This window comes from Nocardia sp. NPDC050175, from assembly GCF_044459885.1.
Classification (GTDB): Bacteria; Actinomycetota; Actinomycetes; order Mycobacteriales; family Mycobacteriaceae; genus Nocardia.
Genome location: NZ_JBITJI010000005.1, coordinates 126,778 through 153,276 on the forward strand (window position 1 = coordinate 126,778; position 26,499 = coordinate 153,276).

A 26,499-nucleotide genomic window follows, 5' to 3' on the forward strand; every position below is an offset into this window, starting at 1 on the left:
ACGTCGCGTCAACAGTTCAGGTACGCGAGGTTGCCGAGGTGGGGAGCGCCTGGGTCGCCAGGGTGGGCAGCTCGAGGGGTGCGCCGTCGGTGAGCAGGCGGTCCAGCTGGGCTAGATCGAGGTGGTTCTCGATCAGGTCGGCGAGTAGGTCGAGTTGGGTCGAGCGGACGTCAGCGACGGAAGTGGCTTCGGCGACAACGAAACCCGTTCGTCCGGCCGCGGCGGCCACCGAACGTAGCCAGGTGCGGCGGAATTCGTCCGATTCGAGCAGGCCGTGCAGGTGGGTACCCCAGAGTGCGCCGCGCACACTGCCTTCCGGCGCCCCGTCGAGGTCGAGCCAGGCGGGATCGCCGTTGCCGACCACTCGTCCGTGGTGAATCTCGTAGCCGTGCACCGGGATTCCCGTCGCGTCGTGGCCACTGCTGTGGCGCAACACTTTCGGATCGGCGAATTCGATCTCCAAGTCGAGCAGGCCCAGTCCGTCGACGGTTCCCGCGCCCGACTCGATCGGGTCGACGATCCGCTTGCCCAGCATCTGGTAGCCGCCGCAGATGCCGAGGATCGGACGGCCCGCCGAGGCACGGGCGCGCAGGGCGTCGGCAATTCCGTTGCGCCGCAGCCACTCCAGGTCCGACACGGTCGCCTTGCTGCCGGGCAGCACGACGAGGTCGGCCTCGGTCAGCCGGGACGGCTCGCTCGCCCAGCGCACCGAAACCCCTGGCTCGCAGGCCAACGCCTCGATGTCGGTGGAGTTGGAGATGCGTGGCAGGCGGATGGCGGCGACGGTCAGCCACTCGGTGCCGACCGGTGGGCGCGGACGACCGACGGGTGCGTCCGCGACGGTGCTCAGCGAGTCCTCGGCGTCGATCCAGAGGTCCTCGGCGTACGGGAGCACGCCCAGGGTGGGTCGGCCGGTCAACTCGGTCAGTCGATCCAGGCCGGGGCGGAGCAGTTCGACGTCGCCGCGGAACTTGTTGATCACGAACCCGGAAATCAGTTGCTGGTCTTCGGGTTCCAGGATGGCGACGGTGCCGAAGAGATGGGCGAGCACGCCGCCGCGATCGATATCGCCGACGAGCAGCACCGGGAGGCGGGCGGGCTGCGCGAGGCCCATGTTCGCCAGATCCGTTGCCCGCAGATTGATTTCAGCTGGCGAACCAGCGCCCTCGCAGATCACCACATCGAATTCAGCCCGCAGCGAGGCGAGTTCGGCGGCGACCACCTCGCGCAACCGCTGCCGATGCTGGAAGTAGTCGCGCGCGCCAACCGTGCCGACCGCCTTGCCCCGCACCACCAGCTGCGAGCGCCGATCACTGCCCGGCTTCAACAGCACTGGGTTGAACCGTACGCTCGGCTCGAGCCCGCACGCCTGCGCCTGCAGGGCCTGCGCCCGCCCGATCTCGCCGCCGTCGAGGGTGACGACGGAGTTGTTCGACATGTTCTGCGCCTTGAACGGCGCTACCCGCACCCCACGCCGCGCCAGCATCCGGCAGATGCCCGCCACCACAACGCTTTTGCCCGCGTCCGAGGTGGTCCCCGCGACGAGCAGCGCGCCCTTCACCGCGCCGACCGACAGCCGCACGCCTTCTGATGTGCCGCACCGGAATTCGCATGCGATTTCGGGTGCCGGAAATCAAGAAGCGTGCGACTGTTGGGCTGCGTCACGGCAGCGTGAGGATTTCCGCGCCGGTGTCGGTGACCACCAGGGTGTGCTCGAACTGAGCCGTCCACTTGCGGTCCTTGGTGACCACGGTCCAGCCGTCATTCCAGATTTCGTAGTCGATACCGCCCAGGTTGATCATCGGCTCGATGGTGAAGGTCATGCCGGGTTCGATGATCGACTCGATGGCGGGCTGGTCGTAATGCAGGATGACCAGGCCGCTGTGGAAGGTGGGGCCGACGCCGTGCCCGGTGAAGTCGCGGACCACGCCGTAGCCGAATCGGTTGGCGTAGGACTCGATCACGCGCCCGATCACGTTCAACGCCCGGCCGGGCCGGACCGCCTTGATCGCCCGCAGGGTGGCCTCTTCGGTCCGCTCGACGAGCAGCCGGACGTCCTCGTCCACGTCGCCGGCCAGGTAGGTCTTGTTGGTGTCGCCGTGCACGCCGTGGATATAGGCGGTGACGTCGATATTGACGATGTCGCCGTCCTCGATCACCGTGGAGTCCGGAATCCCGTGGCAGATGACCTCGTTCAGCGAGGTGCAGCAGGACTTCGGAAAGCCCTTGTAGCCCAGGGTGGACGGGTACGCGCCGTGGTCGCACATGTACTCGTGCGCGATCCGGTCCAGCTCGTCGGTGGTGACGCCGGGCGCCACCGCCTTGCCCGCCTCTTCCAGCGCCTGCGCCGCGATCTTGCTCGCGATCCGCATCTTGTCGATCGTCTCGGCCGTCTGCACCCAGGGCTCGCGGCCCTCGTTGACGGTCTTCTTCCACGCGTACTCCGGGCGCTCGATGGTGCGCGGGACCTCGCGGGTGGGCGACTGGGTGCCGGGGACGAGCGGCTTGCGAGTGCGGACAGACATAGCGAACAGCGTAATCGGAGCTCGCCGCGCGTGCTCGAGCGCCAGACCGACGCGATGGCGGAGGCCAGGCGGAATACCTACGGACTGCGGTCCGTTTACGGTATTGGTTGACATCGACACTACTGAGGAAAGAGGCTCGACCGTGGAATTGGGACTCACGACCTTCGCCGAGTTGTATCCGGTCGGCGACCGGCCCGCGCCGACGGCGGCCGAGCGGTTGCGCCAGGTGGTCGAGGAAGCCGTCGCCACCGACCAGGCCGGACTGGACGTCTATGGCGTCGGCGAGCATCATCGCAAGGATTTCGCCGCCTCCTCGCCCGCAATGGTGCTGGCCGCCATCGCGGCGCGGACCGAGAAGATCCAGCTGACCAGCGCGGTCACCGTGCTGAGCTCGGATGATCCGGTACGGGTGTACCAGGATTTCGCGACCCTGGACGGACTGTCCAACGGTCGCGCGGAGCTCATGGCCGGCCGCGGCTCCTTCACGGAGTCGTTTCCATTGTTCGGTTACGACCTGTCGGACTACGACGAGCTCTTCGAGGAGAAGCTGGCCCTGCTGCTGCACATCCGCGAGGACGAGCCGGTCACCTGGAACGGCAAGTTCCGCGCGCCGCTGCGCAACGCCACCGTCTACCCGCGCACCGACAACCGGCCGCTGCCGGTCTGGATCGCCGTGGGCGGTAGCCCCGAATCGGTGGTTCGTGCCGGACTGCTCGGCCTGCCGCTGGCCATCGCGATCATCGGCGGCCAGCCCGCCCGCTTCAAGCCGCTGGTCGATCTGTACCACCGCGCGCTCGCCGAGGGCGGCCATGAGAAGCAGCCGGTCGCGGTGCACGCGCACGGCTACATCGCCGACACCGACGAGCAGGCGGTCGCCGACTTCTACGAGCCGTACGCCCTCGCCATGAGCGTCATCGGCCGGGAACGCGGTTGGGGCCCGATGACCAAGGCCCAGTTCGATGGCCTGCGCTCGAAAGAGGGCTCGCTGTTCGTCGGCACCCCCGACTACGTCGCCGAGAAGATCGCCGACATCCGCGACACCCTCGGCCTCGACCGCTTCATGCTGCACACCAGCGTCGGCACCCTGCCGCACGAAAACGTGCTGCACAACATCGAATTGCTCGGCGCAAAGGTCGCACCGCAGGTCAGCTGAGCGGAAACCCCTTGAGCCGCGCACACTTTGGCCCCCCGCGCACGAAATCGCTGACGATTCTGTGCGCGGCAAGCAACAAGATGCGCGGCACGCCAGTCGGTGCGCGCCGCGCCAGTCGGTGCGCGGCACGCCAGTCGGTGCGCGGCTCAGTGCGGCGCACATCATCGCGTCACGCGTACGAAATTGCTGGCTGTTTTCTGCGCGGCGGGCGAAAAGACGCGCGGCGCGGGTGAGGTGTCCTTCGAAGGCGATGCGGTGGCTGCCGACACCGGCGACGATGGTGGGTCAACGGGATTGGAGCCAGGCGTGGAACTGCGCGCTGTCGAATTCTTTGCCTGCCAATGCGGGGGTCGTCCCCGAGGAGATCACGGTGACCCGGGTTTGCGTCCAGGCGAACCAAGTGTGGGTCGGATAGTCGAGTAGGAGCCGGACCTCGGCAGCATGTGGTTGGCTCGTCTCTTCCACTCCCGTTGCCATGGCTCGTGGTAGATACGGCGGCGACGGTTCCAACTGCACTGTGTCGGTGGCACTGCGTCCGGCTACGTGCACCGGGACCGCGATATAGGACTTCTTTCCGGCGCGCTCGAGGGTTGGCTCGTCGCGGGACGCCGGATCGGTCGCGTAGACCGTGACCGGTGTGCCATCCCGCCGAAATACCGCGGCCCCGACATCATTCGACGCATCCACCGATCGAAGGAACGATCCCGCGAGGCGCTGCGCCGCCGGAGTATCGATCGCGCGGTCGATGGCACCGTTGTCCGGCTCGCTCTCCCACGCTGTCGCGGGTGGACCGTCATTCGCACAACCCGACAAGGCCAGACCGACAGCGCACAGGCCGATCGCGACGCGCGAGACCGGTGCGCTCATCGGAGCGCGATGCCGTAATCCTCGCCGAACCACGTCCAGTCCGAATTCCGGGTGTAGGAGTCGATCGACTGCGTGACGCTGCGCCGCGAGGACGGCCAGGGATCTCCGTAGGTAATGGTGCCCGCATCCACGTCGAAGCCGTAGATCACCTGCGCGTGCCCGCCACCGGCCGCCCACGCGATGCCGGTGAGGATCGGCCGATCTGCCGAGATCTCGTCGACGACCTTCGTCATCGACAAGGGCGCGCCGACCGCCGCGTCGAAGCCGATCCCCCGAAAAGCCGAGGCGATCTGCTCGAGCGAGGCCTCCTCGTTGGGGCAGGCGCCCTCCGCGCTGACGCCGTGTACCAGTGCGCAGTACCGATTCTGACTTATCGGCCGGTGCAAATACGTCGCTATCGACGACCCATCGGCAGCCCAGCACCACTGATCCGCAGTCTGGGTCTGTTGCAGATAGGGCAGCGTCTGCGCACCGAAGACGGCGCTGCGCGGTTCCGGAACCCAGGGCAGGTTCGGCGTCACCACCAAACCGTGCGGATGCCCGACCGCGGGACCCGGCTCGGCCGCAGCGGAGCCGTGCAGCGCGAAGGCGAGGAATACCGCGACCAGGCAGCAGAACAACTTCCATTTCGACGCCACGCCTCATCCTTCCGAGCGGAAATACCATGGCACGCTACATATCCGCACACTCGGCCGCAATACCGCCGCATCGAATCACAGGGCATTTGGGCGACTTGGGTGAATTTACTTGCGAGACATCGCCGTTAACAACGACTTAAATGAATCAGGCTGACTTTTATATTGTCGCCGCCGAAATGCCGTGGAACACTCCCTGTTCAGTTCACCGATCATTCCATCCAGAAGCGATGGATCATGGGGGCTCAGCAGGAGGAACCTTGCATTATTCGCGCTTGTCCACCGCCTTCGTATCAGCCCTGGGAATCGGACTCGCGGTATCCGCCACCGCGCACGCCGCCCCGGACGTACCCGCCCCGCAGCTCAAGCACCATGCGTTCGGACTCGACCGCGCGGCCGCCCACGACAGCCTGAGCCGGGACACCACCGTCGGTTCGGCGCTGCCGGTTCAGGTGGGCACGATCGGTGCACCACCCGCCTCGTATTCGCTGCGCCAGTACGCTTTACCCGCGGGCGATCAGGGTCAGGTCGGATCGTGCGTCACCTGGGCGACCGGATACACCGGGTACGGCGTGCTGATGAACGAGCAGCAGATCGCGGGCGACCCGATGGCCCCAATGTTCATCTACGCGCAGATCGCCCAGGGTAACGATCAAGGCACCTATGCCGGAGTCGCGTTACCGATCGAGCAGCAGCAGGGCATCGATACGAAATCCGATTACTGGCAAGGCGATTTCGACTACACGACCCAGCCCGACGCGAAGGAACGCGCGAACGCCGCCCATTACAAACTGTCCGGAGCACTCGATCTCACCAAGGGCGACATCGTCACCAACATCAAGAAAGCGATCGCCTCCGGCCTGCCGGTCCCCTTCGGATTCGACGTCAGAGAGAGCTTCGAGGACCTCGACAGCACCAATGACAACTACAACCCCTCCCCCAACGAGAAAATCCTGGGCGGCCACGAAGTCACCATCGTCGCCTACGACGCAAAAGGGGTGACAATCGAGAATTCCTGGGGCCCGAACTGGGCCAAGAACGGCTTCTTCACCGCCCCTTGGTCTTTCATCACCAGCGCCGACGTGAACGAAATCCACTCAATGGGCCGACTACTCCCCGCCTGAGCCACTTGGTGCGGTGCGCTTCGAAGGCGATCCGGTCGCCGCGGTAAAGACCGCGGACCCGCTCGATCGGGTCGCCGTCGACGTCCAGGCTGCGGCAGCAATAGCGGTAGGGCCGTGGTGCATTCGAGCAGCGCAGCCTCACGCGGGGAGGCGAGCACCGTTTCGATGTGTTCGGTAGCGGCCTGCCTACTTCAGCTGACTGGTATCGCTGGCCGACTGCAGGGAATGATGCGACAGATAACGATGCCGTTGGACGAAGGCCGAACCACGACCGACTTGGCGGTGCGGGATCCCAGCTTTCCACTGGATGTGACTCGGATCGCCGTTCCCGCTCAGCAGAAAGACTTGATATCGACCGTCGGTCCAGGGACCGAGAGACCGACTCGCGCTGATCAACGTGCCGATCTTACGATCGTTCCGGTATGAATCCCCTTGCAGACCAGCCAATCTGGCCGCCTCAGCCGCCGTCCATTCGACGTTGTCTCGGTGATACAGGATCCGCGGAACCGCCGGTTTTATCTCCTTGTCGGCATAGAACGCCAGGTATGTCGCCGGCCGGAAGTTCCGAGCGGGCGGGCAGATGTACGCGAAACATTTCTCGTACAAGCTCCACGCAGATTGTGCGGGAACGACCAATGTGTCCACGGGCATCGTGCTTACCACCGAACAATTCGCTCCAGAATCCAAACGTCTGCCCCGCTACGATCTGGTCCCGAGAATCCCGAGCAGGGCTGATGTTTCGTAGGCGCGTTCTGGTCGCCTCGATACTGCGAGTGATTGCCTCGGTCGCCTCGCCGGTAATCGACGGACAGAGGAACCATGGCAGCTTCCGCTTGGATTCCTCCGCATACACAGATAATTCGCGGTCCACTGCGTTCCGGAGCAGGTGAAGGCCACCGGACAATGCTAGCCTTGTTCATGAACGCCCCAGGCCGGCCTCTGCCAAGGTATGCGACCTGGGGCTCCCCCTTTTTTCCGACAGTTGTAAATAGCTGCTGGTCGCGAGCCGCTCTATTTGGTGAGGTGGGCTTCAAAAGCGATGCGGTCGCCGCGGTAGAGGCCGCGGACTCGCTCGATCGGGTCGCCTGCGGCATCCTGGCTGCGACGGTGTAGCAGCAAAAGTGGTAGGGCCGTGGTGCATTCGAGGAGCGCGGCTTCTCGGGGGGAGGCGAGGACGGTTTCGATGCGTTCGGTGGCGCGGCCGAAGATCACACCCGAACCGCGGACCGCGGCGTACAGCGAGGTGGTCGGGTCGTAGGTGGCGCGCAGGCCGGCGAAGCGGTGCAGCGGGAGGAAGGTGCTCTCCAGGCCGATGCGTTCGCCGTCGGCCAGCAGTACTCGTTCCAGGTGCATGACCGAAGTGCCCACCGGCACAGCGAGATCGCGGGCGGTGTCGGCGTCGGCGGGCACGTCGTCCCAGCTGACGAGCAGGCGGCCGGGGACGCGGCCGTAGCTGATGGCGCCCTCGGTGTAGGAGCGAAGCGACAAGGGCTGCACCATCTTCGGGCGGGACACCACGGTGCCGCGGCCTTGTCGGCGAATTCGGCCCTCCACCAGCAGATCTCGCAGCGCCTGGCGGACGGTCTCTCGCGCCACCTCGAACCGGACCGCCAGATCGCGTTCCGAGGGCACCGGATCGCCCTCGGCCAGATCGCTGAGGATCGTTTCGAGCTCGGTGCGCACGCGATACGACTTCGGCAGCCGGTCGGGCAGCGCGAATTCGGCACGCCCGCCGGGTATCTCGTCGGGTGCCACCGCGGCGCCGACCCCGTCCACCTCCGTTGCTTCCATGTGGCACAGCATACCCACAATTGGTCTATACCAATTGTTAACCTGGCGTTTGCGCAGGAAACACCCCTTGGTCTAGACCAATGTGCACCATAGGGACCATGCGATTGGTCATCATCGGAGGTGGGATCCTCGGCACCGCACACGCCCTGGCCGCCGTCCGCCGCGGTCACGAGGTCGTGCAGTTGGAGCGGGAGACCGAGGCCCGCGGCGCCACGGTACGCAACTTCGGCCTGGTCTGGGTCTCGGGGCGCTCGGCCGCCGAATTGGCGCTGACACTGCGCTCCCGCGAGCTGTGGGAGGAGATCGGCGGCCAGGTCCCCGGCGTCGGGTTCCGCGCCAACGGCTCCATCACGCTGGTCCGCACCCCCGTCGAGCTGGCCGTCGCCGAAGCCGCCGCGGCAAGCGCCTCGGCCGAGGCCCGTGGGTTCGAATTGCTCGAACCGGAGCAGGTCCGGGCGATCAACCCGGCGCTGCGCGGCAAATTCTTTGCCGGACTGCACTGTTCGACCGACGCCGCGGTCGAGTCGCGGCAGGCGCTGCCCGCACTGCGCGCCTACCTGGCGGCCACCGGCCGCTACACCTTCCACGCAGGCACCGAGGCCAGGTCGGTCATCGACACCGCCGCCGGCGCCACCGTGCGCGACGATCAGGGCCGCCGCTTCGACGCCGACCTGGTGCTCGCCTGCCCCGGCGCCGCACACAGCGGCCTCGCCCGCGAACTGGTCGACGACCTGCCGGTGCGCCGGGTCCGGCTGCAGATGATGCAGACCGCGCCGCTCGGCGAGCCGCTCACCACCGCCATCGCCGACGGTGACAGCTTCCGCTACTACCCCGGTTTCGCGGGCGACGAGGTGGACACGCTGAATCGCGAACAGTCCCAATCGGCTACCGCCGCCGAGCACAAGATGCAGCTGCTCTGCGTGCAGCGGCTGCACGGCGGGCTCACCATCGGCGACACCCACGAGTACGACGAGCCGTTCGCGTTCGACGTGGACGAGGCGCCCTACGAGCACCTCACCGCCGTCACCGAGGAACTGCTCGGACGCAAACTGCCGCAGGTGGTTCGGCGCTGGGCCGGCGTGTACAGCCAGAGCCTCGACCCGACCGCGCTCGTCACCCGCGCCGAGGCCGGCGAGCACACCTGGGTGATCACCGGCCCCGGCGGCCGCGGCATGACCCTTGGCCCCGCGCTCGGCGAGCAAACCGCCGACCTGCTGAACTTGTGAGGATTGCGTTGTCTGACAACACCATTCAATTGGCCGTGCTGGACATGGCAGGCACCACCGTCGCCGACGGCGGACTGGTGCTGCGCGCGTTCGACGCCGCCGCCACCGCGGCGGGCATCGACGCCGAGGGGCCGGAACGTGAACGGGCCCGAAAGTACGTGCTGGACACGATGGGTCAGTCGAAGATCACCGTCTTCCGTGCGCTGCTGAGCGACGAAGACCGGGCCCAGGAGGCCAACCTGGCCTTCGAGGCCGCCTACGAGGCGTTGATCGACGAGGTCGACATCACTCCGATTCCCGGTGCGGCCGAGGCTATTACGAAGCTGCGCGACGCCGGTGTCAAGGTCGCGCTCACCACCGGTTTCAGCCGGGGCACCCAGGACCGCCTGCTGCACGCACTGGACTGGAAAGACATCGCCGACCTCACGCTGGCCCCCTCCGACGCCGGGCGTGGGCGCCCCTACCCCGACATGGTCCTCACCGCGCTGCTGCGCTTGCAGGCCGATGCCGTGCATCGTGTTGCGGTGCTCGGCGATACGACCAGCGACATCACCACCGGCTTGGCCGCGGGCGCGCGGATCGTCGCGGGCACACTCACCGGCGCGCACGACGACGCGCAGCTGCGCGCGGCGGGCGCCACCCATGTCGTGCCCTCGGTGGTCGAGTTCGCCGACCTGGTGCTCGCCGAGCACACCTGACTCCGTCGACCGGCCCGCGCCGCCGACGGTCCACCCACCCCTCCGACTCCGACACTCCTCACGAACCGAAAGTTGTAGTCATCGTGCGTACTTCGTACAAGCCGGCCGAGCTGGCACGCACCCTCGCCCGTACCGCGCTGGTCGTCGCGACCGCGACCGCCGTCGCGGCCACCGCGGCCTGTGGCGGCACCGGCACCGAGAGCGCCAGCGGCAAGACCGTCACGGTCTACTCCGCCGACGGTGTCGGCCCCTGGTACCAGACCCAGTTCGCGGCGTTCCAGAAGCAGACCGGGATCGCGGTCAACCTGGTCGAGGCGGGCTCCGGCGAGGTCGTCAACCGGGTCGACAAGGAGCAGGCCAACCCGCAGGCCGACGTGCTCGTGACGCTGCCGCCGTTCATCCAGAAGGCGAAAGCCAGTGGGCTGCTGCAGGACAGCGGCGTCGACACCAGCACCGTCCCCGCGACCGACAAGGACGCCGAGGGCAAGTACGTCACGCTGGCCAACAACTACCTGTGCTTCATCGCCAACCCGTCGGTCGACGCCACCAAGCTCACCTGGGACGACCTGCTGAAGCCGGAATTCAAGGGCAAGCTGCAGTATTCGACGCCCGGCCAGGCCGGTGACGGCACCGCCGTGCTGATCCTGCTGCAGAAGCTGCTCGGTAAGCAGGGCGCGCTGGACTACCTGAACAAGCTGCAGGCCAACAATGTCGGGCCGTCCTCCTCGACGGGCAAGCTGCAGGCCAAGGTGGACAAGGGTGAGCTGAACGTCGCCAACGGCGATGTGCAGATGAACCTCAGCACCATCAAGGACAAGGCGTCGAAGTTCAGCGTCTTCTTCCCGGCCGCCGCCGACGGCAAGAAGTCGACCGTCGCGGTCCCCTACGTAATGGGCCTGGCCAAGGGTGCCCCGCACAAGTCCGACGCGACGAAGCTGATGGAGTTCCTGCTCTCCGCCGAGGTGCAGAAGACGCTGGGCCCGGACGCTTTCGCGGTGCCCGCCCGCGCGGAACTGCGCGACGCCCCGGTCACCGGATCGGGCCCGTCGCCGAGTGCGGCGCTCAAGGGTGTCGAGGTGCTTCCGGTCGATTGGAACAAGGTGCTCACCGACTTGGACGGCGACATCGCCGCGTACCAGAAGGCCACCGGTAGCTGAAACGCCGTCAACCACTAAGGGAGTCGACATGTCCACCGGTGACGCGCTCACGAAATCATCCACCACCGCCCCGTCTCTACCCGCCGCCACCGAACCGGCGATCGTGTTCGATCGGGTTGGAGTCAGCTACCGCAGCGGCCGCAAAACCACTGTCGCGCTGGCCGATTTCACGCTGCGCGTCGCCGCGGGCGAGACCGTCGCCCTGCTCGGACCGAGCGGCTCCGGCAAGTCGACCGCGCTCAAGGCCCTGGCCGGATTCGTCCGGCCCACCTCGGGCGCGGTCCGGCTGGCCGGGCGCGACGTCACCGACCTGTCGCCCGCCAAACGCGGGATCGGCGTTGTCGTGCAGTCTTACGCGCTGTTCCCGCATATGAGCGTGCACGGCAATGTCGCCTTCGGGTTGAAGTCACATCGGGTGCCGCGCAACGAGATCGGCGCCAGGGTGACCGAGGCGCTGGCCATGGTCGGCATGGACGCCTACGCCAAGCGGCTGCCGAGAGAACTGTCCGGCGGCCAGCAGCAGCGGGTGGCGATCGCCAGGGCCCTCGCCATCCGGCCCAAGGTGCTGCTGCTGGACGAGCCGCTCGCCGCGCTGGACGCGCAACTGCGCCAGTCCATGCTCGGCGAGCTGCAGCAGCTACGAAAGGCCTTGCCGGACACGGCGATGCTGTACGTCACGCACGACCAGTCCGAGGCACTCGCGCTGGCCGACCGCATCGCGGTCATGCGCGACTCGCGCCTGGTCGATATCGACACCGCAGACAACCTCTGGCGGCGTCCGCCCAGCGACTTCACCGCCGCGTTCCTCGGCGGCGCGAATCTGCTGCCGTGCAAGGTGAACCGCCTCTCGGGCGGGTCGGCCCTGGTCACCGTCGGCACTCAGACCCTGCGCGCGGAGGCACCCACACCCGGTGTCGGCCAAGAGAACTGGGTTCTCGACGCCCCCGCCCTGCTGTGCGTGCGCCCGCACACCGTGCGCATCGGCGCGACCTCCGAGCGCGACGCGCTGCGCGGCATGGTGGTCTCCGCCGTCTGGCGCGGCGCCTCCACCCGCCTGACCGTGGCGGTCGACGGCTTGGCCGACGAGGTCACCGCCGACGTCCCCGGCCAGGTCGACACCGCCATCGGTGCCGTGGTCGGCGTCCGCTTCCCGGATCCGGCCGGAGTGTTGATCCCGCGCCCGGTCGGCCGCACCACCCCCATCGAGGTCCCGCAATGACGCGCAACCAGAGTTCGCGCACGCCTGCTGACTTCCCGCACACGCAATCGCACGCGATTCGCTGTGCGGGAGATCACGGGGTGTGCGGCGGGTCAGTGGAAGGCGGGCAGTCATGAGCATCCCCGCGGTCCTCGATCCGATCGCAGCGCCTGAGCCAGCGAGTCAGCCTGCGCGCCAGCGCAACTGGAAGCCGGTGCTGTGGAGTCTGCCGCCGCTGCTGGTCGTACTGTTCATCGCCGTGTACCCGATCGTGCGGGTGCTCGCCGAGTCGACGGTGACGCCGACCGGCAGGGGCACGTCGGTCTGGTCGCAGGTGCTCGGTTCCGAGTCGTTCCGGGATGCGTTGTGGCGCACCGTGTTCATCGCGGTGAGCTCGGTCGCGGGCTGCCTAGTGCTCGGCACGTTTCTGGCGATCGTGCTGGCCTTCGTGCCGTTTCCCGGGTCGCAGGTGGTGGGTCGGCTCATCGATACCGTGCTGACGCTGCCGTCGTTTCTCGTCACGCTGGCGTTCACCTTCCTCTACGGCACGGCGGGCGCGGTGAACGCGCTCATCACCCACCTCACCGGCAACAACGAACCGACCCTGAACTTCCTGAGCACCCCGCTCGGCGTAATCCTCGCCGAGATCACCTTTTTCACGCCGTTCGTCGTACGCCCGCTGCTCGCCGCGTTCGCCCAACTGCCGCGCGAACAACTCGACGTGGCAGCGAGTCTCGGCGCATCGCCGTGGCGGGTGCTGCGCCAGGTGGTGTTGCCAGAGGCGTGGCCCGCGCTCGCGGCGGGCGGCAGCCTGGTATTGCTGTTGACGCTCAACGAGTTCGGCATCGTCCTGTTCACCGGTGCCAAGGGCGTGATCACGCTGCCCGCGCTGATCTACACCCGCGGCATCGTCACCTTCGACCTACCCGGCGCGGCGGTGCTCGCCTCGGTCCAGGTGCTGCTGTCGCTCACGCTGTACATCGGCTACCGGCTGATCTTCGCCCGGTTCATGGCCAGGAAGGGGCACTGACGCGATGTTGATGTGGACCAAGCGCGGCCGGGCCATCGTGCTCGCCGTCTTCGCGCTCGTCGTGTTCGTGGTGTTCGTCGCGCCGATCGCCACCGTCGTCGGGGCCGCGTTCGCCGGGCACTGGACCGGCCCGCTGCCGTCGGACCTTGGCTTCGCCAACTTCGGGCGCGCGCTGTCCGGCGAGCAGGCGGCCAGCCTCTCGGTGAGCCTGCAGACCGCGCTGCTGGCCGGTGCCGTCTCGCTGATCCTCGGCACCTGGGCGGCGCTGGCCTCGCGGGAGGCGCCCGGCTGGTGGCGGCGCTGCACCGACGCGGTGTTCCATCTGCCGGTCGCGGTGCCGTCGGTGGCCATCGGCCTCGGCGTGCTGATCGCGTTCAACGAGCGCCCCGTGCTGCTCGGCGGCACCAAATGGATTGTCATCCTTGCCCATTCGGTGCTCGTGCTGGCCTACGCGTTCAGCGCGGTCGCCGCCGCCCTCGACCGCCTCGACCCCGGTTACCGCGAGGCCGCGGAATCGCTCGGCGCCAGTCCCATCCGCGTGCTCTGCCAGGTCACGCTGCCACTGCTGCTGCCGGCACTCGGCGCGGCCGCGGGACTCGCCGTGGCCCTGTCCATGGGCGAACTCGGCGCCACCATCATGGTCTATCCGGCCACCTGGAAGACGCTGCCGGTCGGCATCTTCGCCGAAACCGACCGCGGCGAGGTCTTCGACGCCGCCGCGAGCACCACGCTCCTGGTCCTGGTCACCCTCGTAGCGCTCATCCTCCTCGGCCGCGTACGCAGCCGCGCCGCCGTGCGCTGACCGCAGCCGCACGTCTCCTGATTCCCCGCACCGGGAATTGCATGCGATTCCCGGTGCCGGAAATCAGGGGTGGTGCGGGCGTCTTGCGGCGCGCGGCGGTCCGGGCGCGGGGTCGCGAGTCGACCTAGGATGGCGACGTGTCAGCACTTCCCTTGATCTTCACCGCGAGTTGGGCGAGCGGGGTCAACGCCTACGCTGTGGTGCTGCTGCTCGGGCTGTTCGGCCGCACCGGCCTCTCCGATGCGGTGCCGGACGCCCTGCAGCGCACCGACGTGCTGATCGCCGCCGCGGTCTTGTTCTTGATCGAGGCGGTCGCCGACAAGATCCCGTACTTCGATTCGTTCTGGGATTCGTTCCACACCGTGGTCCGGCCCGCAGCCGGCGCCGTCGTCGCGGCATTGCTTGCGGGACAAGATGGTTCGCTGCCCGAGCTCGCGGTGGGCGCGGTCGGCGGCGTGACCGCGCTGGCGAGCCACCTGGTCAAGGCGGGCACCCGGATGGCGATCAACACCTCGCCGGAACCGGTCACCAATATCGTGACGAGCACCGCCGAAGACGTCTCCGTCGCAGGCCTGGTGACCCTCGCGATCTTCCACCCGCTCCCCGCGGCCATCATCGCGGGCGTGCTGCTGGTGATCGGATTGCTGCTGCTGTCGTTCCTCGCCACCCGCATCCGCCGCTACCTGCGCCGCCGCAGACAGCGCCGGGAGGCACGCAGCGCAGCCGCGTTCTGACCGCCGGGCGGGTGCCGTTTTAGATCTCGGTCCGGCGAAACCCGCTGTGCGCGACATATCCTCACAACCACTACGGGGGTTCCCTCCGCATCTGAGAGAAGGTTGGCGGTCCAACAATGGCAGCACCGGCGACGAAGCTAGTGAAGGACATCGAGCCGTTGTCCGCACCGCAGCGGCGGCGGGCCATCGCGGCGGTGGCGTTGCGGTTGGCCGGTACCGCGGAACTCGGCGCGCTGGTGACCGATCTGGCGGGGCGGGGTCGCTACGAGCGGATCCTGTCGATTCATCTGGCCTCGATCGCCGCCGACCGCGAACATCTTGTCGGGCAACTGGATTCGACGGGTCAGGAGTTCGTGTCGCGCGCGGTGGTCGCGCTGGTCCGGCTCGGTGTCGAGCCCCAACTGCTGGTCGAGCGGTTGCCGCGGATGGCGCACCGGACGCGGCAGGTGCTGTATCGCGCGGTCGGTCGCCGCACCCGCGACGCAGGCCTTGCCGATGGCTTGCTGCCCGAGGTCCGGCGCCTGTTCGGGGACGCCGAGGCGGCGCGGATTCTGCCCTATTGCTCGCCCCGGCTCGTCGTCGAGCAACTGCCCGAGTTCGCCTACACCGCGCCGAACTGGCAGACGTTGAGCCGCAGGCACACCGAGGCGGTGCTCACCTATCTGACCGACCTGGCAGCACAGGCGGGTGAGTCCGACTGGCCCGAGCTGTGGCCGCGCATCGCCGCCGGAGCGGGCGCCTTCGCGCTGCACGACCCCGACCGCCTGCTGGCGCTGGCCGCGCAGGCAGTGCGGTACGTGCAGATCCGCGGCCTGGACGCGATCGCGGGCAAGTTGACTCGGCACGCCTCCGATGCCGTCGTCGAACTGATCCTGCATCCGAGCGGTCGCGGCAACTGCCTCGCCGGACGCGCGGTGTTCCTGGCCTTGCGCGAGCTCCCCGAAGATCGGCTGATCGCCGTGTGCGCCGCGTATTCCAGCTATCACCGGCGACGATTCCTGCATGCCCTGCCGCCGAGCCGGCGCACTGAGCTGGTGCGGCAGGTGTTCATCCGACCCGGCGTCGATGCCGCGCAGGTCGATCTCGACGCGCTCGACAGCCTGCCCCGGGACGATCGAGCGACGCTTGCCCGTGAATTGCTTTCTCGTCAAGGAGGTTCCGATGATCGGCCGGTTCGGGAGCGGCTGATCGCCCGGTTGTCGTGGGAGGAAGCCGAACCCGTCCTGCACGAAAGCATCCGCCGCCCAACGGCCGACGAGCGCGCCGAGGCCTATCCGCTGCTGATCGTCGCGGCCATCGGCAGCCGTGATCCCGCGGTGGTCGGCACGCTGCTCGAATCGCTGCGTCGCCTGCGCAATGAGCAGGACCCGGTGCGGCGCACCGCGTTACAGGCAATCAATCAGATCCCGCCGACGCTGCTGCGCGCCGAACACCTGCCCGCGCTGGAGATCCTGGCGACAGACGCGCTGCAAGCCCGCGACCGATCGTCGATGACCACCGACGCGGTCGGTGTGCTGGCGCGCGGGCTGCTGGTGCACGGTGCCCGCGCCGACGACCCGGCCCGCACGGAGTCGGCGCTGCGGCTGATCGAAAGCCTTGCGGCGCATGCCAGCTCGATTTCACTGTGGGGCCTGGACCGTAATCTGCCGCACGGCGCGGAACATCGACTATTCGCGGCACTGCGTCGGCGGCTGGACGGCGACGCGGTGCGCGATGAGTGGAGCCTCACGCTCGGCCTCGCCATGGGGCTGAACGAGCGCGCATGGCACGTCGCGCCCTTGCAGCAGCTCCTGCTGCGGGCCTGCGGCGCGCGCAACGACTCCGTGATCCACCGCGCCGTTGACCTGGTACTGGCCAACCCCGCCACCCGCGACGAGCACCTCGCGACTCTGCTGAACCGGGACCGCTCCCTCATCTCACTGCCGCGGGTGCAGCACGTGATCGCCACGCGCCGAACGGATCTGCTCGACATGGTGCTCAGCGGTGCCACACCTGGCCGCTTCATCACGCCGAAAGTGCGTCTGGTGCCCGACTTTTCGGCAGGCTTCGACGGCTGGACGCCACGGCAGGTCGAACTGTACGCGCGAGCACTCACCGGACTGGTGCGGTCGAAGGAGTCCTCGCTGTGGGAAAAGACGTGGGCGGTCCGGCGATTGGGCCATCTACCGGGTAGCGTCGCGCGCCTCGTCGGCTACACCGATCACCCCGAGCTGACGGTGGCCGAGGCGGCGCTCACCGCGCTCGGCCGCAGCGACGAGGCCGAGGCCGCGATCGGCGTCCTCGGCCGGTATGTCGACTCCGATCGCGCGCGAGTCGCGGTGAGCGGCATCGCTTCCCGCGCCAGGAGCATCGCCCCGGATCGCCTCGCCGGCGCGCTCACGCGACTGCTGGATTCGCCGAAGATCACCTCGCTCAAGGAGGGCGTGCGGCTGCTCGCGGCACTGCACGTGCCCGAGGCGATGGCCACCATCCGGGCGATCTGGGACCGCCCGAACCAGCATCGCGACGTCAAACGCGCAGTGGTCTTCGCGTGCCGCTGGCTGCTCGACCAGGACGAGGCCTGGCAGATCCTCGCCGAGGCCTCGCATGACCCGGCCGTAGCGGGCGAGGCCCTGCATCTCACACCCGCGCTGCTGCCGATTCCGCAGCGGCGCAAGATGGCCGAGTTGGTGCGGGAGATGGCGGGCGGCGCCGATGTCCAGCTGGCCACCGAGGCGATGCGGGTGCTCAGCGCGTGGCAGCGCTGGGCGCCCGCCGACACCGGCGAGATGCTCGTGCGCAGGCTCGCCGATCTCGGTGAGGCTGGGCTGTGGCGGCAGGCCGCGCAGGTGCTGGTCGGCGGGGATTTCCGGGCGGAGCTGCCCGCAGCGGTGGATCGACTGCTCGCCGCCGAGGACATCGTCATCGCCGGTCGGGATCTGCCTGCGCGCCAGCGACTCTCGACGCTGGTCACCAGTCTCGGCGCCTCGGCATCGAGCTCGGATGAGGCGCGCGCGACGGCGGTGGTCGTGGCCCAGCGGCTGGCGGGCGAGACGCAGTGGCGACGGTTCGCGATCGATCTGCTGCTCGCCCAGATCCGGTGGGCCGATACCGCGTCGAGCGCGCGATCGATCCAGCAGGCGTGTGGTCTGGCGCGGGGCGCCCTGGTGGTCTATCCGGCCGAACAGCTGCGGATGCAGTTGGCGCGGACCGGGCAGATGGTCGATGCCGAGACCATGGCAACCGTGGCGCGCGACCTGTCCACCGATGTGGACAGTGCGACCGCGTTGACCGCGCTGACGTTGATCGCGCAGTGCGGCAATCACTTCGGCTGGACGGCCACCTGGCTGGAGCTACTCGCTCGAATGCGCACGCACGGGCAGAGCATTGTCCGGGTGGCGGCGCACGAGATCTTCACTATTGCCGAGTGATTGCCGAGAAAATTCTCAGCGGGCGTGCCGCGCCAGTCGACCACGCGGCACGCCGGGCGGGGCGCCCCGTTGCGCCCGCCGTCACTGTGCAGGCGACGTAATCGTCCAGAGGGAGTCACTGGTCGGATGACAAACCTGGGACATCGCCTTGGTGCAAGCGACGCTGTCGGGGCAGTGTCACTATCGCGGTGAAATCCGTCAGTCGAAAGATCACTGCTCGGGCAAACGACGACGGCCTCCGGCCACGTCGGTTACCAAATCAGTGTACCCATCGACGAGTTCTGCCAAGTGGTACCAATGTTTATGGGTATTGTCGCTGCGCGCGCCGTCGACGTCGATGGCCTGGTTCGCGTCCACCCAGCTGCGCGCCATCCGGTCCACCACCGCACCGAGGCTTTCCGTGTGCAGCGAGGCGCCGTTGCGGTGCTGCGGGATCTCCTTGCCGATCCAATCATTGATATCGTCGACGAGTTCGCTGCGGCGGCAGTCGATTTCGACGATCAATGTGGTATCGCGCACCTGCTGCCTGCGCGCGTGCAGCTCCGCGAGCGCGTGCGCGGAACGCAGCATTTCTCGATCTTGGAAACGGCGCCCTTGAAAGGCACACAATAGCTGCGGAGCAGTCGGCAGGACTCCTACCGTTGGCGCACTCATATCTGCACCTCGAGTTCGCCCGACACCAACACGCTTTGTACCAACATAATTGGCTCTCGATTCGGTTATCCCGGTCATCGGATCGGTTGTTCACAACTAGGCTAGCTGGATCATGCACTTACCGATGCAAGAACGCAAGAGTGCGTCTGCATTGCTGCGACTCGTCTGTAAGCGCACCTTCAGGCGCTCGGTTTCTCAGCTGGACAACAGCTTCAGCGCCTGGTGAACAGGGGCGTCGCCGATGACCTCGGGCGATGCGAGAGCCTACTTCGCATGTGGGCGCGGGCGTGGTCGCGGCGCGCCGGTCGCGAGTCCTGATAGCGGATCAGTATGCGTCGGAAGGGATGCCGACCGGTTGCTTACCGGCCGCGAAGGCGGCGGTCGCCGCCGCGAAACATGTCAAGGCGGGTTGCGAACAGCGCCCTAGTCTGATTCCCGCTCAGCGCATTCGGGTGAACGAGACGTAGTGATCGCCGGTGTACCAGGCAGATCGATCGTTGCCGGTGACGATGCGTTCGGCATCGCGGTTCTGCCCCGGCTTCTTGATATTGACGTCCCACTCCTGATACGCGATCCGCCGCCCCGACGCATCGGTACTCGGCAGCGTCCCCTCCCGATTCGACCAGGTCCCACCACCTTTGGTGCCGGACCCGTCGTTCGGCGGCCAGGTGCCCGCGTCGATCCGCGCCAGCGTGTCCCAGGCCCGCTGCGGAACGGCGGCGCTGACCAGCGTGACCGCCTCACCCCGCACCGACCTCGGCGAATGCTCCTGCGCACCCGTCGACAGTCCGAGGACCATCGACAACACCGCCGCGACGACAGCGAGAATGTGCACGAACCGCTTCGAGGTCGAACCCGCCCCAGTCATACCGCGTGAACCTACGGGCCCAAGTGGAACACCAGGTTTCCGCAGGTTTCCGATCCGTGAAGCCTTGGTGCCGATCCTTTCGGGGGAACCGCCGATCCTGGAACCGGAAACCTTGGAACCCGGCGGGTTCGACAGCGTACGCTTTCGTCCTACGAACGCGCCCGTGGTCGCATATTTGCCGCCGCACGCGGGCTCTCCCCCAGGCGCGAACGCGATAGTGCGTGCCGAGTGCGTGGATCGAAGGGATGGTGTCATGGCAGGCAAGCGCACCGTGCTGACCGTGCGATTGCGCCGGTTGGCCGCGATGCTGCACGAGATGCGCGAACACGCCTCGCTCAGTAAAGAGGAGGTGAGTGCGCAGACCGGGATCAACGTCACCACGTTGTATCGGATCGAGACGGCGCAGGCGCGGCCGCAGCGGCGCACCCTCCAGGCGATGCTCGATCTGTACGCGGTGAGCGAGGAGCAGCGCGACGACGCGATGGAGTTGCTGTCCGACGCGCTGAAGCCGGGTATGTCGCGGGCGTACGAGGGCAGTGTGTCGGAGGTGTACGCGGCGTACATCAACTTCGAGGCCGAGGCGTTGTCCGCGCGGCATTATCAGACCTCCACCATCCCAGGGCTTTTGCAGACGATGGAGTACGCGACGGCGGTGATCGACACCTCGATGCCGAAGGTGGAGGCGGCGATCATGGAGGACCGGGCGCGCGCCAGGATGGATCGGGCCGCCAATCTGACCAAGGAGGAGCCGCTCGAGCTGTGGGTGGTGATGGACGAGGCGGCGATCCGGCGCACCGTCGGCGGGCCCGCCGTGATGCACGGCCAGTTGGATCGGCTACTACAGGAAACCAAGCGTAAGAACGTGATTCTGCAGATCCTGCCGTTCGACGCGGGCGCCCATCCCGGCATGGCGGGTTCGTTCACGCTGCTGGATTTCCACGACCCGGCCGATCCGGAGTTGGTGTACGTGGAGGGCATCGCGGGCGACGAGCTGATCGAGGGTCATCCCGAGATCCGGCGCTTCGGCGTGATTTTCGATCAGTTGCGCGCGATGGCGCTGAGCCCGCGCGACTCCGCGGAGATGATCATAGAGGCCGCGGCGCGGATGGGCCGCTAGCTCCGGCTGGCCCGCCGGTAACCGACGGCCGCGGGCACCGCGAACACCACGATCGCGCCGACCGACCACGCGATGGTGGCCAGCAGCGGAGCGCGGACCGCCCCGCCCAGCGACAGCCCGCGCATCGCATCGATCGCGTAGGTCATCGGCTGATGCGCGACGATCGGTTTGGCCCAGCGCGGATACGCGGTCAGCGGCACGAATCCGGTGCTGAAGAACATCATGATCGACGATCCGAGCGAAACCGCCTCCACCAGTGCGGTTTTCGCGCTGAATACCGCGACGGCGGTGACCAGCGTCGCGAAGCCGAGCCCGTACAGCAGCGGCACACCGAACAGGGCGATACCGGCGAGCACGCCCTGCTCGAACCGGAAGCCGAGTGCCATACCCACCGCGAACAACACCATGGTGCACAACAGGATTCGGACGCCCTCGGCGAGGATTCGCGAGGCAAGCCCGGACGCGCGATGCACCGGCAGCACCCACAGTCGGGCCAGCAGGCCCTGATCGCGTTCGCGGCCGAGCGTGATCGCGCCGGCCAGCGACCCCGACATCACTCCGACCAGCGCCACCATCGGCACCGAGCCGTACAGCGCACTCGCGCCGGAGAACGTCGAAATCTGCTTGCCGAGCACAGTATTCAACACGATCAGCAGCAACGCCGGGAAAACCAGCGACTGCACCATCGTCAACGGGTCACGCCACCACCGCAGTAGCAACCGCCTGGTCTGAATGACGGTCTGCGGCACCAGCAGCCGCCAGGTCTCGGTCTTGCCGTACACCAGCGGCAGGTTCGCGGCCGCGATGTGGTTGTCCGTCCTGGTCATTCCGACCTCCGCACGGCGACCACCGCGCCGAGCACCCCGAACACCACGAGTATCCCTGTCGCCCAGGCCAAGCCGGGCCCGAGCACCGGCCAGCCGACGACTCCCGCGTTGCCACTCGGATCACCGGCCAGCGCACGCAGCCCGTACACGAACTGCGATACCGGCTGATTGCGAGCGAAACCCTGTAGCCAGGGCGGGAATTGGCGCGCGGGCGCAAGACCGGTGGACACCAGGCCGAGGATCAACTGCGGAAAGATGAGTACCTGCGTGATCGCCTCGGGACTCTTGGCCAGGCTGCCGATCAGGTCCGCGCCCAGGCACAGCGCCAACGCCACCAGCAACGCGAACGCCACAAATCCCGTTGTCTCCCACCAGCTCCCGTAGAACTCGACACCGATCACCCGGCCGCACAGCACCGCGACGGCCAACGAGATCGCCGCGCGGTACATGGCGGCGGTGATCCGGGCCGCCAGCGGTGCCGCGGCGGGCATCGGCATCGATCCGAATCGGATGGTGAGCCCGTCCTTGGCGTCGCTGGCCGCCCGGAACGCGGCCGAGGTCGCACAGAAGGCCACCGCCTGCATCACGATCATCGGCATCAGGAACTGTGCGTAGCTGCTGAGTCCGTGCCCGTACACGCTCATCACCAGGTTCAGCGGCACATAGAACCCGAGGGTGAACACGGTGGGCGCGACGACGGCGGTCACCAATTCCCCGTTGCGCCACGACGGCCGGATCAGTCGGCAGGTGAGCACCCACCATTGCCCGACCGCGCCGATCCGCGGCCGCGACGGCACCGTCAGCAGGCTCATCTGCACGCTCTCATCCTGCGGATATCCGCGCCGGTTGCCGGGACCCGGCACTTGTCCGCATGTCGCGGCTGTCCTGGGAGATACCGAGATAGCGTCCGGTTCGGTTCATCGGGTCGGTGGTTTCGCGCCGGAAGTACGGGGCGGTCGACTATTTTCGACTATTCGGGGTACTTCAACGATCTGTTGCGAAACATCGTGGGAGGGGACCACATGGCCGACGTCACCGCACAGCGGGAAGCGGAGACGGAGCTGAAGCGGGTGATGGGCCCGTGGTTGCTGCTGCTGTTCATCATCGGCGACATCCTCGGCTCCTCGGTCTACGCCCTCACCGGCAAGGTGGCGCACGAGGTCGGCGGCGCGGTGTGGGTGCCGTTCGTGGTGTCCTTCCTGGTCGCGCTGGTCACCGCGATGAGCTACCTGGAACTGGTCACCAAATACCCGAATGCCGCGGGCGCCGCCCTCTACACGCACAAAGCGTTCGGCATCCAATTCTTCACGTTCATGGTCGCGTTCGCGGTGATGTGCTCCGGGATCACCTCGGCCTCGACCGCGTCCCGGGCCTTCGCGGCCAACTTCGCCGAGGCCTTCAACCTCGATATCGGCACGGGCATCGTGGTGACGGTGATCGCGCTGGCGTTCATGGCGGTGATCGCGGTGATCAATCTGCGTGGCGTCAGCGAGGGCGTGAAGCTGAATGTGGTGCTCACCTGCGTCGAGCTGACCGGGCTGCTGATCGTCATCGGGATCGGCTGCTGGGCACTCGGGGCCGGTGACGGCGATTTCGGCCGGATCACCGAATTCGACACCGGCGACCGGACCGCGGTCGGCGGTGTCATCGCGGCCACCACCCTGGCCTTCTACGCGATGGTCGGCTTCGAGGACTCGGTCAATATGGCCGAGGAGTGCAAGCAGCCGAGCCGGATCTTTCCGAAGGTGCTGCTGGCCGGGCTGACCGTCACCGTCGTCGTCTACGTGCTGGTGTCGATCACCGCGGTCGCGTTGGTGCCGGTGCCCGAACTCAGCCAGGGTGACACGCCGTTGCTGCAGGTGGTGCGGGTGGGCTGGCCGTCGTTCCCGACGCATGTCTTCGCGTACATCAGCATGATCGCGGTCGCCAACACCGCGCTGATCAACATGCTGATGGCCAGTCGCCTGCTCTACGGCATGGCCAAGCAGGGCGTATTGCCGCGGGCACTCGGGCGGGTGCATTCCGGTCGGCGCACGCCGTACATCGCGATCCTGTTCACCACGCTGCTCGCGCTGTTCCTGATCGCCTTCGTCAGCGAGGTGCCCGAACTCGGCGGCACCACCGCGCTGCTGCTGCTCGCGGTGTTCACGATCGTGAATGTCACGGTGCTGGTCTTGCGTCGAGATCGGGTGGAACACGAGCACTTCCACACACCGACGGCGTTGCCGGTGATCGGCGCGTTGACCTGCGGATTCCTGGTGACTCCGTGGACCGATCGCAATCCGCAGCAGTACACGATCGCGGGGATCCTGCTCGCCATCGGCGTCGTGCTGTGGGGCGTGAATCAGCTGCTGATCCGGTACCTGCACGCCGAGCCCCCGGCGGCGGAACCGCCCGCCGAGTAGTGGATCTTGTTGTCGGACGAGACAATTCCCATGTCTAGGAAGTCCGGATCGGTAGGTGACTACGCGCAACCCTGTGAGTAATGTGTGCGGAGATGACCAGCATGGAAGCTCGTTTCGGTGACGCGACCCGGACCGTGCCCCTCCCCAATCCGTGGAATCTGACCGCCTACCTCGCCGCCGTTGCCGCACACCGTGGCCGCTCCATCAGCCTGCACACCGCGTCCAAGGCGCTGGTGAACGAGATCGGTTGCGGCGGAGGCGGTCTGTGGGTCGCGCGCAAACACGACGATCTCATCGTCTACGACGGCGACGCGACCGATCGCAACGCCGATCACATCATCCTGCACGAGGTGGGGCACATGCTGCTCGGTCATGGCACGCAGGAGGCCGATCGCCGCACACCGGTGCCGCCGACGCTGACCCTGATGCTGCCCTCGATTTCGCCGCAGTCGGTCGAGCATGTGCTCGGGCGCAGCGAATTCGGGGTCGATCGGGAGCGGGAGGCGGAGGTGTTCGCCGATATGACCATGGTCTACGCCACCCTGCCGCAGCGCCGGAATCGGTCGTTCCGGCTGTTCGGGCGCGGAAAGTAAGTCACCAGCGGTCGTACGGGTCGTCCGGTAGCCGCCGGATGCCGATGCGCAGATCCTCGATGAGGTCCTGGTAGCCGTCGGCCATCTCCTCGATCTGCACCCAGGCGTCGTAGAAGACCGCCTCCGGGGCGAAGGCCAGCGCGGCGAACGCCTGCGCGGTCATGCAGGCGAGCCGGTCCACCATTCTGCCGACGGTTTCGGTGTGCTCGGGTGCGGCGATCTCCGGGACCGGGGTCGCCAAGGTGACCCAGCGATCGATGGTGCGCACCAACTGCAGCCGCCGCTGATCGATCTTGACCGCCTCGGCGGCCGGGGTGCGTTCGCGCACCAGGTGCAGCTGGGCCAGTTCGCCCGCCGCCTCCAGCATCGGATGGTCGTCGTGCGGGAAGCCGCGGAAGGCGGCGAGCAGCAGATCTTTCGCGGGCAGCGTCCGGTCCGGGTTCACCTCAGCACCCCCACCAGGCCGCGCGTCGGTACGCCCCGCCCCTCGGGTGGTGACGTCGCCGCAGCACATCCCGCACCTGGCACACATCGATAGCGTGAACGAGACTTCCCCCCTTCACGTAGATTTCACCAACTTCCGTTCGTCCGACACGCGCTGGTCAACCGCCTCCCCACCAGCCTGCCGCCGCATCGATCGAGCTCGGCAAACCTCGAGTGACCACACCTTAATCTGCCACTCGGAAGTAATCACCTGCGGCTATGCCCAGCCGACCCGACGCCGCAACCAATCCCGCGCAAGCCGGGCAAATCTCGCTTGATGCGCGCGCAGGTGCGGCGAGCGGGGCGGTGGTGGTTGCCGGGAACCAACCGCCCAGTACCCCGCCAGCGCACACACGAACGCGTCGATGGCGGCCGGATCGACGTCCTTGGTGACCGGATGGCCGGCGATGATCTGGTCCGCATCGACACCGCAGTCTTCGAAATACGGGGCGAGCAACACCAGATCCACCCAGGCCGCACCTCGGCAGGCCCAAGCCCAATCGACAACGACGACTTCACCATTCGGCCGCCGCACCATATTCCCGGGGCTCAGATCCGCGTGCAACAAGGTCTCCCCTTGCGCGCCCACCGCCCAGCCCGCCGCCAACTCCGCCAACCGATCGAGATTCCGCACCGACCAGTCATCCAGATCCTCAGGCACACCCATCTCGGCGAACCCGCGCCACCCGGCGAACGCGGACCCCAACTCCGCCTCGAACTCCGGCACATCCCGCAGCGGACTCGGCGTCAGCACCTCGGCCAACAGCCCCACCGTACGCAGCACATCCGCCGACTCCCCCGGCTCCGCCAACCGCGGCCGTGCCCCCTCGACATCCTCGAACGCCGCAACAAACCAACCCGCCAGCTCGACCTCGAACCGGCACCGCGCAGCCGGAACCGCCGCAGGCAACCGCCCCGCCGCATCCGCCTCCCGCCGATACATCCCCGCCAGCTCATCGTCCCCGCGAACCGTCTTCACAAACACCCGAGACCCGTTGTCCAACAACAACCGAGCCGCCATCCCATGACTGAACCCACCCCGCTGCCCGTCCGCCCGCACCACCTCACTCCCGAGCTGCCGCTCGATACCGGCACGCACCTCCCCTGGCAGCTGATCCCATTCGATCCGGCACGCCGTATCCCCATAGTCCATGCGGTCATCCTCGGGCCTGAACGTGCAGGTCTCCACCGATTAAAGCGCG

Annotated in this window: 24 protein-coding genes and 1 pseudogene; 13 read left to right on the forward strand and 12 right to left on the reverse strand. The window is 67.4% G+C overall.

The window, feature by feature from the left end; translation table 11 throughout:
• Nucleotides 1–16 precede the first annotated feature (16 nt).
• Both ACIBK2_RS18320 and map read right to left on the reverse strand, forming a co-directional pair.
• On the reverse strand, nt 17–1,561 hold the full coding sequence (locus tag ACIBK2_RS18320; protein WP_396969218.1) for a cobyric acid synthase: 1,545 nt from the start codon (nt 1,559–1,561) through the stop codon (nt 17–19).
• 100 nt (nt 1,562–1,661) lie between these two features.
• On the reverse strand, nt 1,662–2,525 hold the full coding sequence (gene map, locus ACIBK2_RS18325) for a type I methionyl aminopeptidase (protein ID WP_379284638.1): 864 nt from the start codon (nt 2,523–2,525) through the stop codon (nt 1,662–1,664).
• Between the two features lie 142 nt (nt 2,526–2,667).
• On the opposite strand from map, the gene ACIBK2_RS18330 reads away from it, so the two are divergent.
• Nucleotides 2,668–3,678: an LLM class flavin-dependent oxidoreductase gene (locus ACIBK2_RS18330; RefSeq protein ID WP_396968714.1), complete on the forward strand. Its 1,011-nt coding sequence runs from the start codon at nt 2,668–2,670 to the stop codon at nt 3,676–3,678.
• Between the two features lie 285 nt (nt 3,679–3,963).
• Here the strand turns inward: ACIBK2_RS18330 and ACIBK2_RS18335 are convergent, their stop codons facing one another.
• Both ACIBK2_RS18335 and ACIBK2_RS18340 read right to left on the reverse strand, forming a co-directional pair.
• Complete coding sequence (locus ACIBK2_RS18335; protein ID WP_396968716.1) at nt 3,964–4,545, reverse strand: hypothetical protein; 582 nt, start codon at nt 4,543–4,545, stop codon at nt 3,964–3,966.
• Entirely contained in the window at nt 4,542–5,183 is a 642-nt protein-coding gene (locus tag ACIBK2_RS18340; RefSeq protein WP_396968718.1) for a papain-like cysteine protease family protein, read from the reverse strand. Before ACIBK2_RS18340 ends, ACIBK2_RS18335 begins: the two co-directional genes overlap by 4 nt.
• 140 nt (nt 5,184–5,323) lie before the next feature.
• Here ACIBK2_RS18340 and ACIBK2_RS18345 point away from each other — a divergent pair, with 140 nt between their 5' ends.
• Complete coding sequence (locus tag ACIBK2_RS18345; protein ID WP_396968720.1) at nt 5,324–6,304, forward strand: C1 family peptidase; 981 nt, start codon at nt 5,324–5,326, stop codon at nt 6,302–6,304.
• On the opposite strand, the pseudogene ACIBK2_RS18350 reads toward ACIBK2_RS18345, so the two are convergent.
• Both ACIBK2_RS18350 and ACIBK2_RS18355 read right to left on the reverse strand, forming a co-directional pair.
• Nucleotides 6,249–6,486: pseudogene (locus ACIBK2_RS18350) on the reverse strand (UTRA domain-containing protein); the annotation flags it as partial. The gene ACIBK2_RS18345 and the pseudogene ACIBK2_RS18350 overlap by 56 nt on opposite strands.
• 829 nt (nt 6,487–7,315) lie before the next feature.
• Nucleotides 7,316–8,095 (reverse strand): GntR family transcriptional regulator, encoded by a 780-nt coding sequence (locus tag ACIBK2_RS18355; protein ID WP_396968722.1) that lies wholly within the window; start codon nt 8,093–8,095, stop codon nt 7,316–7,318.
• A gap of 98 nt (nt 8,096–8,193) precedes the next feature.
• On the opposite strand from ACIBK2_RS18355, the gene ACIBK2_RS18360 reads away from it, so the two are divergent.
• The 8 genes from ACIBK2_RS18360 (at nt 8,194) to ACIBK2_RS18395 (ending at nt 18,350) form a co-directional block, all read left to right on the forward strand.
• Complete coding sequence (locus tag ACIBK2_RS18360; protein WP_396968724.1) at nt 8,194–9,321, forward strand: TIGR03364 family FAD-dependent oxidoreductase; 1,128 nt, start codon at nt 8,194–8,196, stop codon at nt 9,319–9,321.
• Between the two features lie 8 nt (nt 9,322–9,329).
• Nucleotides 9,330–10,019, forward strand: a complete 690-nt coding sequence (locus tag ACIBK2_RS18365) for a phosphonatase-like hydrolase (protein WP_396968726.1) — start codon at nt 9,330–9,332, stop codon at nt 10,017–10,019.
• Between the two features lie 83 nt (nt 10,020–10,102).
• A complete protein-coding gene (locus tag ACIBK2_RS18370; RefSeq protein WP_396968728.1) occupies nt 10,103–11,176 on the forward strand; it encodes a 2-aminoethylphosphonate ABC transporter substrate-binding protein in 1,074 nt (357 codons plus the stop codon).
• 28 nt (nt 11,177–11,204) lie between these two features.
• Nucleotides 11,205–12,395, forward strand: coding sequence for an ABC transporter ATP-binding protein (locus ACIBK2_RS18375; RefSeq protein WP_396968730.1), 1,191 nt, complete (start codon nt 11,205–11,207; stop codon nt 12,393–12,395).
• A 112-nt stretch (nt 12,396–12,507) separates the two neighbouring features.
• On the forward strand, nt 12,508–13,404 hold the full coding sequence (locus ACIBK2_RS18380) for a 2-aminoethylphosphonate ABC transporter permease subunit (protein WP_396968731.1): 897 nt from the start codon (nt 12,508–12,510) through the stop codon (nt 13,402–13,404).
• 4 nt (nt 13,405–13,408) lie between these two features.
• Nucleotides 13,409–14,206 (forward strand): ABC transporter permease, encoded by a 798-nt coding sequence (locus ACIBK2_RS18385; RefSeq protein ID WP_396968732.1) that lies wholly within the window; start codon nt 13,409–13,411, stop codon nt 14,204–14,206.
• 137 nt (nt 14,207–14,343) lie between these two features.
• Nucleotides 14,344–14,940 (forward strand): DUF4126 domain-containing protein, encoded by a 597-nt coding sequence (locus ACIBK2_RS18390; RefSeq protein WP_396968733.1) that lies wholly within the window; start codon nt 14,344–14,346, stop codon nt 14,938–14,940.
• A gap of 116 nt (nt 14,941–15,056) precedes the next feature.
• Nucleotides 15,057–18,350: a hypothetical protein gene (locus ACIBK2_RS18395; RefSeq protein ID WP_396968734.1), complete on the forward strand. Its 3,294-nt coding sequence runs from the start codon at nt 15,057–15,059 to the stop codon at nt 18,348–18,350.
• 210 nt (nt 18,351–18,560) lie between these two features.
• Here ACIBK2_RS18395 and ACIBK2_RS18400 read toward each other — a convergent pair whose 3' ends face one another.
• Nucleotides 18,561–18,920 carry a DUF4254 domain-containing protein gene (locus ACIBK2_RS18400; RefSeq protein ID WP_357379344.1) on the reverse strand — a complete coding sequence of 120 codons (360 nt, stop codon included), beginning with the start codon at nt 18,918–18,920 and terminating at the stop codon, nt 18,561–18,563.
• Between the two features lie 523 nt (nt 18,921–19,443).
• The gene (locus ACIBK2_RS18405; protein ID WP_396968735.1) at nt 19,444–19,872 is read right to left on the reverse strand and encodes a ribonuclease domain-containing protein; all 429 of its coding nucleotides are present in this window, start codon (nt 19,870–19,872) and stop codon (nt 19,444–19,446) included.
• Nucleotides 19,873–20,125: 253 nt separating this feature from the next.
• Here ACIBK2_RS18405 and ACIBK2_RS18410 point away from each other — a divergent pair, with 253 nt between their 5' ends.
• Nucleotides 20,126–20,989 carry a helix-turn-helix domain-containing protein gene (locus ACIBK2_RS18410; RefSeq protein ID WP_396968736.1) on the forward strand — a complete coding sequence of 288 codons (864 nt, stop codon included), beginning with the start codon at nt 20,126–20,128 and terminating at the stop codon, nt 20,987–20,989.
• Here ACIBK2_RS18410 and ACIBK2_RS18415 read toward each other — a convergent pair.
• Both ACIBK2_RS18415 and ACIBK2_RS18420 read right to left on the reverse strand, forming a co-directional pair.
• The gene (locus ACIBK2_RS18415; protein WP_396968737.1) at nt 20,986–21,816 is read right to left on the reverse strand and encodes an ABC transporter permease; all 831 of its coding nucleotides are present in this window, start codon (nt 21,814–21,816) and stop codon (nt 20,986–20,988) included. The genes ACIBK2_RS18410 and ACIBK2_RS18415 overlap by 4 nt on opposite strands.
• On the reverse strand, nt 21,813–22,628 hold the full coding sequence (locus ACIBK2_RS18420) for an ABC transporter permease (RefSeq protein WP_396969219.1): 816 nt from the start codon (nt 22,626–22,628) through the stop codon (nt 21,813–21,815). Before ACIBK2_RS18420 ends, ACIBK2_RS18415 begins: the two co-directional genes overlap by 4 nt.
• A 210-nt stretch (nt 22,629–22,838) precedes the next feature.
• Here ACIBK2_RS18420 and ACIBK2_RS18425 point away from each other — a divergent pair, with 210 nt between their 5' ends.
• Both ACIBK2_RS18425 and ACIBK2_RS18430 read left to right on the forward strand, forming a co-directional pair.
• Nucleotides 22,839–24,221 (forward strand): APC family permease, encoded by a 1,383-nt coding sequence (locus tag ACIBK2_RS18425; RefSeq protein WP_396968738.1) that lies wholly within the window; start codon nt 22,839–22,841, stop codon nt 24,219–24,221.
• 92 nt (nt 24,222–24,313) lie between these two features.
• Nucleotides 24,314–24,814 carry a hypothetical protein gene (locus ACIBK2_RS18430; RefSeq protein WP_396968739.1) on the forward strand — a complete coding sequence of 167 codons (501 nt, stop codon included), beginning with the start codon at nt 24,314–24,316 and terminating at the stop codon, nt 24,812–24,814.
• A gap of 1 nt (nt 24,815) precedes the next feature.
• Here ACIBK2_RS18430 and ACIBK2_RS18435 read toward each other — a convergent pair whose 3' ends face one another.
• Complete coding sequence (locus ACIBK2_RS18435) at nt 24,816–25,259, reverse strand: DUF4254 domain-containing protein (RefSeq protein WP_396968740.1); 444 nt, start codon at nt 25,257–25,259, stop codon at nt 24,816–24,818.
• 255 nt (nt 25,260–25,514) lie between these two features.
• Complete coding sequence (locus tag ACIBK2_RS18440) at nt 25,515–26,450, reverse strand: phosphotransferase family protein (protein WP_396968741.1); 936 nt, start codon at nt 26,448–26,450, stop codon at nt 25,515–25,517.
• Nucleotides 26,451–26,499 lie beyond the last annotated feature (49 nt).

What these genes read in the sequence shown, in the direction of transcription:
- map (WP_379284638.1), bottom strand. Translation starts at nt 2,525, where the DNA reads ATGTCTGTCCGCACTCGCAAGCCGCTCGTCCCCGGCACCCAGTCGCCC.
- ACIBK2_RS18335 (WP_396968716.1), bottom strand. Translation starts at nt 4,545, where the DNA reads ATGAGCGCACCGGTCTCGCGCGTCGCGATCGGCCTGTGCGCTGTCGGT.
- ACIBK2_RS18345 (WP_396968720.1), top strand. Translation starts at nt 5,324, where the DNA reads ATGAATCAGGCTGACTTTTATATTGTCGCCGCCGAAATGCCGTGGAAC.
- ACIBK2_RS18355 (WP_396968722.1), bottom strand. Translation starts at nt 8,095, where the DNA reads ATGGAAGCAACGGAGGTGGACGGGGTCGGCGCCGCGGTGGCACCCGAC.
- ACIBK2_RS18360 (WP_396968724.1), top strand. Translation starts at nt 8,194, where the DNA reads ATGCGATTGGTCATCATCGGAGGTGGGATCCTCGGCACCGCACACGCC.
- ACIBK2_RS18375 (WP_396968730.1), top strand. Translation starts at nt 11,205, where the DNA reads ATGTCCACCGGTGACGCGCTCACGAAATCATCCACCACCGCCCCGTCT.
- ACIBK2_RS18380 (WP_396968731.1), top strand. Translation starts at nt 12,508, where the DNA reads ATGAGCATCCCCGCGGTCCTCGATCCGATCGCAGCGCCTGAGCCAGCG.
- ACIBK2_RS18385 (WP_396968732.1), top strand. Translation starts at nt 13,409, where the DNA reads ATGTTGATGTGGACCAAGCGCGGCCGGGCCATCGTGCTCGCCGTCTTC.
- ACIBK2_RS18395 (WP_396968734.1), top strand. Translation starts at nt 15,057, where the DNA reads ATGGCAGCACCGGCGACGAAGCTAGTGAAGGACATCGAGCCGTTGTCC.
- ACIBK2_RS18400 (WP_357379344.1), bottom strand. Translation starts at nt 18,920, where the DNA reads ATGCTGCGTTCCGCGCACGCGCTCGCGGAGCTGCACGCGCGCAGGCAG.
- ACIBK2_RS18405 (WP_396968735.1), bottom strand. Translation starts at nt 19,872, where the DNA reads ATGACTGGGGCGGGTTCGACCTCGAAGCGGTTCGTGCACATTCTCGCT.
- ACIBK2_RS18410 (WP_396968736.1), top strand. Translation starts at nt 20,126, where the DNA reads ATGGCAGGCAAGCGCACCGTGCTGACCGTGCGATTGCGCCGGTTGGCC.
- ACIBK2_RS18415 (WP_396968737.1), bottom strand. Translation starts at nt 21,816, where the DNA reads ATGACCAGGACGGACAACCACATCGCGGCCGCGAACCTGCCGCTGGTG.
- ACIBK2_RS18420 (WP_396969219.1), bottom strand. Translation starts at nt 22,628, where the DNA reads ATGAGCCTGCTGACGGTGCCGTCGCGGCCGCGGATCGGCGCGGTCGGG.
- ACIBK2_RS18425 (WP_396968738.1), top strand. Translation starts at nt 22,839, where the DNA reads ATGGCCGACGTCACCGCACAGCGGGAAGCGGAGACGGAGCTGAAGCGG.
- ACIBK2_RS18430 (WP_396968739.1), top strand. Translation starts at nt 24,314, where the DNA reads ATGACCAGCATGGAAGCTCGTTTCGGTGACGCGACCCGGACCGTGCCC.
- ACIBK2_RS18440 (WP_396968741.1), bottom strand. Translation starts at nt 26,450, where the DNA reads ATGGACTATGGGGATACGGCGTGCCGGATCGAATGGGATCAGCTGCCA.